General features: G+C 71.2%; 10 protein-coding genes. 2 read left to right on the forward strand and 8 right to left on the reverse strand.

Annotation, left to right across the window (positions count from 1 at the left end):
• Positions 1–81: 81 nt before the first annotated feature.
• The 7 genes from K228_RS0119070 to ssd are packed head-to-tail and all read right to left on the reverse strand — an operon-like array spanning position 82 to position 5117.
• Positions 82–522: an Rv3654c family TadE-like protein gene (locus tag K228_RS0119070; RefSeq protein ID WP_025619876.1), complete on the reverse strand. Its 441-nt coding sequence runs from the start codon at positions 520–522 to the stop codon at positions 82–84.
• Positions 519–923, reverse strand: coding sequence for a TadE family type IV pilus minor pilin (locus K228_RS0119075; RefSeq protein ID WP_025619877.1), 405 nt, complete (start codon positions 921–923; stop codon positions 519–521). Before K228_RS0119075 ends, K228_RS0119070 begins: the two co-directional genes overlap by 4 nt.
• Entirely contained in the window at positions 920–1087 is a 168-nt protein-coding gene (locus K228_RS27480) for a DUF4244 domain-containing protein (RefSeq protein WP_080671636.1), read from the reverse strand. The genes K228_RS0119075 and K228_RS27480 overlap by 4 nt, the downstream gene beginning before the upstream one ends.
• A 25-nt stretch (positions 1088–1112) precedes the next feature.
• A complete protein-coding gene (locus tag K228_RS0119085) occupies positions 1113–1874 on the reverse strand; it encodes a type II secretion system F family protein (RefSeq protein WP_025619878.1) in 762 nt (253 codons plus the stop codon).
• Positions 1871–2866: a hypothetical protein gene (locus K228_RS0119090; RefSeq protein ID WP_025619879.1), complete on the reverse strand. Its 996-nt coding sequence runs from the start codon at positions 2864–2866 to the stop codon at positions 1871–1873. The genes K228_RS0119085 and K228_RS0119090 overlap by 4 nt, the downstream gene beginning before the upstream one ends.
• On the reverse strand, positions 2863–4068 hold the full coding sequence (locus K228_RS0119095; RefSeq protein WP_025619880.1) for a TadA family conjugal transfer-associated ATPase: 1206 nt from the start codon (positions 4066–4068) through the stop codon (positions 2863–2865). Before K228_RS0119095 ends, K228_RS0119090 begins: the two co-directional genes overlap by 4 nt.
• Positions 4065–5117 (reverse strand): septum site-determining protein Ssd, encoded by a 1053-nt coding sequence (gene ssd, locus K228_RS0119100; protein WP_025619881.1) that lies wholly within the window; start codon positions 5115–5117, stop codon positions 4065–4067. The genes K228_RS0119095 and ssd overlap by 4 nt, the downstream gene beginning before the upstream one ends.
• Before the next feature lie 804 nt (positions 5118–5921).
• Between ssd and K228_RS27485 the strand changes: the two genes are divergently transcribed.
• Positions 5922–6494: an RNA polymerase sigma factor gene (locus K228_RS27485; protein ID WP_245603519.1), complete on the forward strand. Its 573-nt coding sequence runs from the start codon at positions 5922–5924 to the stop codon at positions 6492–6494.
• A complete protein-coding gene (locus tag K228_RS28430) occupies positions 6491–7234 on the forward strand; it encodes a hypothetical protein (RefSeq protein ID WP_155251597.1) in 744 nt (247 codons plus the stop codon). The genes K228_RS27485 and K228_RS28430 overlap by 4 nt, the downstream gene beginning before the upstream one ends.
• A gap of 137 nt (positions 7235–7371) precedes the next feature.
• Here the strand turns inward: K228_RS28430 and K228_RS0119115 are convergent.
• The coding region (locus K228_RS0119115; RefSeq protein ID WP_025619884.1) for an ISL3 family transposase at positions 7372–7707 on the reverse strand (336 nt) is incomplete at its 5' end.

Raw genomic sequence — 7707 nt, forward strand, 5'->3', positions numbered from 1 at the left:
GCGCTCCCATGTCCACTGCGCCAGCCGACCTGCCGGGTGCACGTGCACTACCCGGACGCGCCCGAGGACATCGGTATGTCTTTAGCCACGCAGCGGGCCGGCGCGGGCCCGCCCGGTTGCGGCACGGACCAGGCCCGGCAGCACGGTGGCGGTCACCTCCACGGTGACCAGCAGATCCAACCCGTCGAGCTGGCAGTCGACGAGCTGGCCGCCATTTGCTGTCACGATCACCCGGGCCGACTCGCACGCGGTGTGGACGCCGAGCACGGCGTCCGCCGCGCCGGCGAGCGCACCCAGGTCCGCCGCGACACCTGCCTGCTGTCGGGCCACCCGGGCCACCCCGACCGCCGCCCCCGCCACCCCGAAGACGACGAATGCGACGCCGACCGCGAGCAGCAGGACCGTGGCACCGCCGCGGTCGCCACCAGCGGACATCCGCCCCTCGCCGGTCGCCCGCTCTCCCGACCGAGCCCCCTCGTCCCGGCCGGCGGCGGGACGAGCCCCGCTCCCACCGCCGATCACCCGCCCGCTCCGGCTGCACCGACGACAGCTTCGGCTGGCGGGAAAGGATCAGGTCCGGGTTCAACCACGGCCACGGTCGTCGCCGTGACCATCAGTCGGGGCATTCGCGCCCCGAGAGCTCGGACCGGGGCGCGAACAGTGACGCGCACCAGCTGCCCGTCCTTGTCGATCGACACCTCGGCTCCCGGTGGCGCTACCGCACGGACCACGGCCCACCCATCCGCACCCCGGGATGCCGCGATCGCCCCCTCCCGGGCCGCGTGCAGACAGGCGCCCTTGGTGCCCACCGCGTCAACCGCCGTCAGACCAACGAAGAGAAGCAGAAGCAGCGCCGGCAGGCCGGCCGCCAGTTCGGCGGTAAAGGAGCCCCGGTCTCGGCCGGCCCACCGGCACCGCCTCACTGAAGGGCCCGGTCGATGACGGCGGTCAACGCGGTCTGCACGTTGTCAGAGGTGAGCACCTTGAGCAGGAGCCCGGCGAAGGCGACCGCAGCGAGCGTGCCGACGGCGTACTCGGCGGTGTTCATCCCGGCATCGCCTCGCAGCCGGTCGGTGATTCTGCGCATGTCCGTGGTCCTTTCTCGAGATTGGTCAGAGCACGTCACCGAGAACGGCGACGATCACCGGCACCAGGCCGGCGAGAATGAAGGCCGGCAGGAAGCAGAGCCCCAACGGCAGCACAATCAGAACCCCGGACCGACGGGCTGTCGCCTCGGCCGCCGTGGTCCGGTCAGCCCGCAGATCGTCGGCGAGGCGGGTCAACGCACCCGACAGGGAAGCCCCGCTGGTTGCCGAACGGAGCGCAGCGCCGACCAGGCGCTCGGCGCCGGGCACCGCCGCGAGCGTTGACCAGGCCTCCGCAGGCTCCGCTCCGAGGCGAAGCAGACGCCCGACCCGGGCAAGCCGCTCCGCGAGCGGCCCGTCGAGCGCCTCCGCCACCGCCAGTACCGACCGGTCGACCGGGGCGCCGGCGCGCATCGCCGACGCGAGCAGGTCAGCGGCGAGCGGCAGGGCAGCGATCTCCCGACGGCGCCGTTCTCGGATGGCCGGCGACTCGACCCGACGCAGCAGGCGGTCGAGCAGCACCGCCATGGGCAGGGCGCCGAGCAGGCCCGGCACTCCGCCGGCCAGCACAGCGAGCGCCACGGCCGCGAGCACTGCGACGAGCCGCATCGCGTCCCCTCGGTGCCGGGACTCCGCTGGGGTCGCACCCGCCGGTCTGATCAGCGGTGGGCTGGGCGGAGCCCGGTCGAGGTCGCGCAACCGACGGATCGGACGACGCCTCCCCCAGCCGAGCCTGCCCAGCAGTGCTGGCACGGACCAACGCTCGGCGGTCAGCACCGGCGGGGTCATCCGATCTCCCCGCCGCGGATTGTGGTGAGCCGCTCCGCCCAGAGCAAACCGGCGACCTGGAGCAGGACAGCGAGGACCGCGCAGCTACCGCCGACCGCCGAGTGCAGTAGCACTGCGACCGGGTCGACGCCGATGCCGTATCCCAGACCAATGCCACCGAGCGGAAGCGCCGCGAGCAGCCAGGCGGTCGCCCGCGCGCCGGCCGCCTGCGCCGCCGCCGTGGCCCGGCCCCGGTCCGCGGCGCGGGCGTCCACGTCGATCCGTTCCAGCAGGTCGGCGAGGGGTGCACCGGTGCGATCAGCGAGCCGGACAGCCGCCCGGATCAGGGCGCCGCCCGAGCCTCCGGGCGCCGACAGCGCCGTGGACTGGCCCACCGGCAGACCGGCCCGCAGGTCAGCCGCGAGGTCACAGAGTTGTTCGAGGTGGCGGCGGCGGAGCTGGTCGGCCTGCCGGGACGCCTGTCGCCGCAGCAGCGCCCGGACTCCCAACGTGCCGTACGCACCGGTGACGACAGCCGCGACCGGGCCGCCCAGCAGGGCACCCACGGCGGCGGCCAGGACAGCCGAGAGCAGCAGAGTGCGCCGAGGCGCCGCCGCCAGGGAGTGGCACCGGGCGGAGATCCGCGGTGCACCCGCCCCCTGCGCGCCGGAGACCGAACCATCCCGGCGGCCACCGGAGATCGGGGGAGCTATCCCGCTCGGACGCCTCGAGTCACGCCGGGACGGCGGCCCTGCCGAACGGTCCTGCCCGCACCGCTGGGGTCGCGCCACAGCCGGCTTCGACCTCACCATGTCCCGCTCCGCCCCGAGCCCACGCCTGGGCGGCGGGGTGCTGTGCCGCAGGCTGGCGACCCAGGTCACCAGTGGGTCGTCAACGGCACCCGAGCCGCCGGGGGTCTGGACCCGTCGACGGACGAGCCAGGCCAACGACCAAGCCGCGACAGCCGTCAGGGTGACCAAGAGCAGCGGTGGCAGGAGCTGAGCCGAGGTCATCCCGCACCTACCGGACCGGGCCAGGGGCCCCGAAGGATCGGTGGCACCGCCACCTCCCGCTCACCCAGTAACTCGGCCAGGGTCCGGGCCGCCGGGCCTGGGCCGCCCGCACGGCCCCAGGCCGGAACCGCTCTGACCAGCCGATCCGGGCCTTCCGGCAGGAGTAGGCAGATGGAATCCAGCGCCCGTCCCCGATTCGCACGTCGGACATGCAGCACCACCTGGAGCGCCGCCGCCACCTGAGCGTGCAGCGCGGGCCGGGGCAATCCACCGAGGAGACCGAGTGCCTCGAGCCGGGCCGGCACATCCGAGGGGGTGTTGGCGTGCAGCGTCCCGGCACCACCCTCGTGACCGGTATTCATCGCCACCAACAGGTCCACCACTTCCCGGCCCCGGCACTCGCCGACGACGAGGCGGTCCGGTCGCATCCGCAGCGCCTGCCGGACCAGGTCGGTCAGGCCCACGGCGCCGACTCCTTCCACATTGGCGGTGCGCGCCTGTAACCCGACGACATGCGGATGTGCGGGGTGTAGCTCAGCCGCGTCCTCCACCAGGACGATCCGTTCCGTGCCGGGAACCAGGCCGAGTAGTGTGTTGAGCAATGTGGTCTTGCCGGAACCGGTGCCGCCGACCACGAGGTACGCGAGCCGGGCTGCCACCACCGCGGCCAGCACCGGGGCGACTGAGCGTGGCACGGCCCCCTGACCGGCCATCTCGTCGAGTGTGAACGGTCGCTGCCGGAAGGTCCGCAGGGACAGGTATGGACCGTCGGTGGCCACCGGTGGCAGGACCGCATGTAGCCGGGTGCCGTCGGCGAGGCGCGCGTCAACGTACGGTGAGCCGTCGTCCAGTCGCCTGCCCGCACTGGCTGCGAGTCGCTGCGCGAGCCGACGGACGTCGTCCACCGAGCCCACCGGCACCGCGACCTTCTTCAGGCCCTCCCCTCGGTCGACCCAGACGTGCACATTGTTGACGAGAACATCGGTGACCCTTGGATCGGCCAGCAGCGGCGCCAGCGGGCCGGCTCCCACCAGGTCGTCGTGTACCCGGTCGGCGAGGCGGAGCAGCGTCGTGTCGCCGAGCACCGCGGCGGCCGGCTCGGCACGGACGGCGGAGACGATCGCCGCCGGGGTGACCGGTGCCGACGAGGACGCGATTCGCTGTCGTACTCGCGCGGCGAGGCCATCGTCCGCCATGGTCATGCTGCACCCGGCGCCGCACCGGTCAGTTCATTGAGGAGTCGTTGGCACAGGGCGGCCAGTGGGCCCCGCCCGTCTGCCGCCGGTGCTTCGCCCCGTTCCAGGCCGCGGCCGAGCGCCGGCTCCAGACGCAGCGTGCCGGCCAGCGGCAGCCCGAGCGTCCGCGCGAGCTCGGTGGCCTTGAGCCGGCCGGGGGCGGGACCACGGACGATCAGGGAAAGGTCGACGCAGTGTGGTGCGGCGGCGCTGACCACCCGAGCGGCAGCAGCGGTCGCGCGGAGTTCGGCGGGTACCACGACGAAGGCCCGGTCGACCGACTGTAGGGCGGTCACCGCCGCGTCATCCAGGTGGCGGGGCAGGTCAACCACGACCACGTCGCGAGCCCGCCGGGCAGCGTCGAGGGTCGCCGCCATCGCCACGGCCGGCAACGACCGAAGATCACCTCGGTCCCACGAGAGAACCACCAGGTCGCCCCGGCTGGGCAGGGCCTGCACCAGCGACGAGGCGTCCACCCGGCCGTCGGCGTCGGTCAGCGCGGGCCAGCGCAACCCGCCCAGTTGTTCCCAGCCCAGCACCAGATCCAGCCCACCCCCGAACGGGTCGGCGGCGGGCAGCAGCGTCCGCAGCCGGGAGCGGGCCGCCGTGACAGCGAGCCCGCCGGCGAGGACACTGGCGCCGGCGCCACCCCGTCCACCGAGGACGGCGACGACGTGGGCCGCTACCGGGTCGGGTTGCTCCGGGCCGCACTCGACGAACCGGTCGACCAGCCAGGGCTCGGCGGCGGGCAGGACGGCCACGAACTCGGCACCCATCAGGTCGGCCACAGCCCGGCCAGGGTCGAGGTGCCCGGCGTGGCCGACCAGCACCAACCGCCGCCGCTGTGGCAGCCGCGCCCGCAGGCATGGCTGCGCCTGGTCGCTGCCGACCAGCACCAAGGGCGCGGGGGACCAGCGGGATCGGGCGGCGACCGGATCCGGTGCGAGTTCAACCTCAACGCCACCGGCCGCGGCGAGCCGCAGCAGGTCGTCCAGGAGCGTGTCGTCGGAGGTCACGAGGAGAGGCAGGCGGCGCGGGGGTGGTACGGCGGGGCGAGGTGACATCACGGCCTCCAGCAGTCGGCTCGGGCGTTCGCTGGTCCGGAAGCCTGCGCGGCCCGACCGGTCCGAGGGTGATCCCGGTTGCCGATCTGTGGATGAAGACATCACCTGTGGACAGATTCCGCCGGAGTAGGTGATCTGCTATGCCCGCAGCGTCTCAGCGGTGGCCGCCCCCGCGGTCGCCGCTGATGCCGGCGGCCCGGTTCGGGACGGTGCCGGGCACCGGTATGGTCCGGCGGGTTAGCCCTGCGTCGGAGCGTACTTCCGCTCTCCGTAGCAAGCCCGGCAAGTGGGCTCGCCTACTGAGGGCAGGAGCGGACGCCGTCATCGAAGGCGCGGACGGGATGGCCGAGTTGGCTAGGGCTCTACACCGCGAACTGCCGAACTAACCTCTTGAGGATCAAGGCCGCCCGGAAGCGGGCCGCGCCGGCCCGGCCCCGGCCTGCTGGCGACCTCCGGCCGGCCACACTTGGGGACGACAAGACCTGGAAGACCTCGGGGCTCCGCCCCGAACCCCGCCCTTCTCAGAGATCCGCCTCAGGTACCCTTCCGCCTTGCCGACCTTGGGCAGGGCCTTGCAGGTGGGTCAGTTGAGATTTGGTCGCTCATCCCTGAGGTAGACGGTCGGGACCAGCACTGAGGTGAGCATGGGCGGAGTGTGCCGAGCATAACAGGGAACCAAGGTCTGGGTTGATGGCAGGAAGGCACATGGATCCAGCATTTCGCGCGCGGGTTAGGGCTGGCGACGAGACTGCCTTCGTGACGCTGTTTCGCGAGCATTCGCGGGCGGTTTACAACCACTGCTTCCGGATCGTCGGGGACTGGTCTGTGGCTGAAGACTGTGTCTCGTTGGTGTTCTTGGAGGCGTGGCGTCTGCGCGACAAGGTGGATGTTCACGGCGGGAGCCTCCTGCCGTGGCTGCTGGGAATCGCCGTTCATGTGGTGCACCGGCGGCATCGGGTGGCGCGTCGTCATCAGGGGGTGCTGGATCGCCTGCCTCCGCCGGAGACTGTGCCGGACTTCGCCGATGAGCTGGTAGGCCGCTTGGAGGATGCGGAGCGCATTGCCGCCGTCCGTGAGGTTGTCCGGCGACTGCCGCAGGCGGATCAGGATGTGCTGGCGCTGTGCGCGTGGGCGGGCCTGGACTATGCGGCGGCGGCTGAGGCTCTGGGGGTGCCCGTCGGAACGGTGCGATCTCGGTTGTCCCGTGCGCGTAGGAGACTGGAGAAGCTTGCCGAGAAACGTCGGCGCGAACGGGAACCCGAACGAGAAAGTTGGCAGGTATCAGTTGGCCGCAGACCTGCGGACCGGCTTGAAGGAGAAATCCGATGAAGGACACCGATGCGGACCTGCGCGAACTGCGCCGAATGCTGGCCGTACCTGACGAACGCGATTTCCCTCCCGGCCGGATGCGCCAACGAGAGGAACACATGATGAACAGCGTGACGGGGATGTCTCATGGCCCGGGAAACCGCCGTCGGGGAACCCGGACCCGCCGATGGGTGCTGGCTGGCACCGGACTCGCCGCCGTTGCCGGAGCCGCAATGATGCTGCTAAACCCTTCCTCGGAGCCGGCTTATGCAGTGACGTCCAACAGTGACGGGACCGTCACTATCACGGTCAATAACATCGGAGACCCGGCCGATGCCAATCGGAAGCTGCAGAAGGCAGGCGTACCGGCCATTGTCATGTTGCCCAAGGCTGCCACTAATTGCCCGGAGCGGGACCGGGCAGGGGTGACGGTGGTGAGCTTCAAGCAGAGCAACTTCGCCACGGACCTCGTCAAGGCTCCCGATTTTCTCGAAGTCGTTGGCTCCACCAGCCGTGACAACGAGGTGCGAATCCGACCGAACGAAATCCCGATGGACCAGATTGTGATCGTCTCACCGATCCCCAGCAAAGCAGGACCCATGATCCAGGTTAGCGTCGCCCCTAAGCCTGGCCCTAAGTGTGTCATTAGTTCCGTGGACTCCTGGTACTCCCCGCCGGCTCCGAGTCTCTCCGGCACGGCAAGGCCGGCTCCGAGCGTCTCCGGCACCGCATCGCCGAACTCGGCCGCTCCCACCCCGTGAGGATCGAAGGCATCTGATCGGAAACCGGCTCCGCGGAGTCCGGCTACTAATATGACGCGATAGCTAGGCAAGCCGTGACATCCGATCGGACAAGGCAGAGGATTGGGCCACCCACGGGCCATGAGGGCTCTACGAAATTAGCGGGGGTCGAGGTGGCCTCGGGTGCGTCTGGTGGTAGCGCAGCGGGTGCGTAGTCGCTGGTTGGCGGGGTTGCGGAAGCCGTAGGCGTCGCGGGCGACGGTCTTGATCACGCGGTTGGTGCCTTCGGAGCCGGCGTTGGTGATTCCGGTGCGGATGAACGCGAGGATCTGGGGCCACCAGGTCTGCACGGTGGTGGCGAGACGTTCGAGTTCGGGCAGGTCAGCGTGGGCGCAGCGGCGGTAGAAGCGGTCCAGTAACACGGCGACGCGTTCTCGGTCCGAGTCGGTGCGGGCCAGGGCGAGCAGGTCGAGGAGGTCTTCCTTGGCGTTCCA

Origin of the sequence: Salinispora cortesiana, assembly GCF_000484695.1 — a bacterium.
In the GTDB taxonomy this organism is placed as follows: Bacteria; Actinomycetota; Actinomycetes; order Mycobacteriales; family Micromonosporaceae; genus Micromonospora; species Micromonospora cortesiana.

Coding starts and splice junctions, on each gene's coding strand:
- K228_RS27480 (WP_080671636.1), bottom strand. CDS start 1,087: ATGCGCAGAATCACCGACCGGCTGCGAGGCGATGCCGGGATGAACACC.
- K228_RS0119085 (WP_025619878.1), bottom strand. CDS start 1,874: ATGACCCCGCCGGTGCTGACCGCCGAGCGTTGGTCCGTGCCAGCACTG.
- K228_RS0119090 (WP_025619879.1), bottom strand. CDS start 2,866: ATGACCTCGGCTCAGCTCCTGCCACCGCTGCTCTTGGTCACCCTGACG.
- K228_RS0119095 (WP_025619880.1), bottom strand. CDS start 4,068: ATGACCATGGCGGACGATGGCCTCGCCGCGCGAGTACGACAGCGAATC.
- K228_RS28430 (WP_155251597.1), top strand. CDS start 6,491: ATGAAGGACACCGATGCGGACCTGCGCGAACTGCGCCGAATGCTGGCC.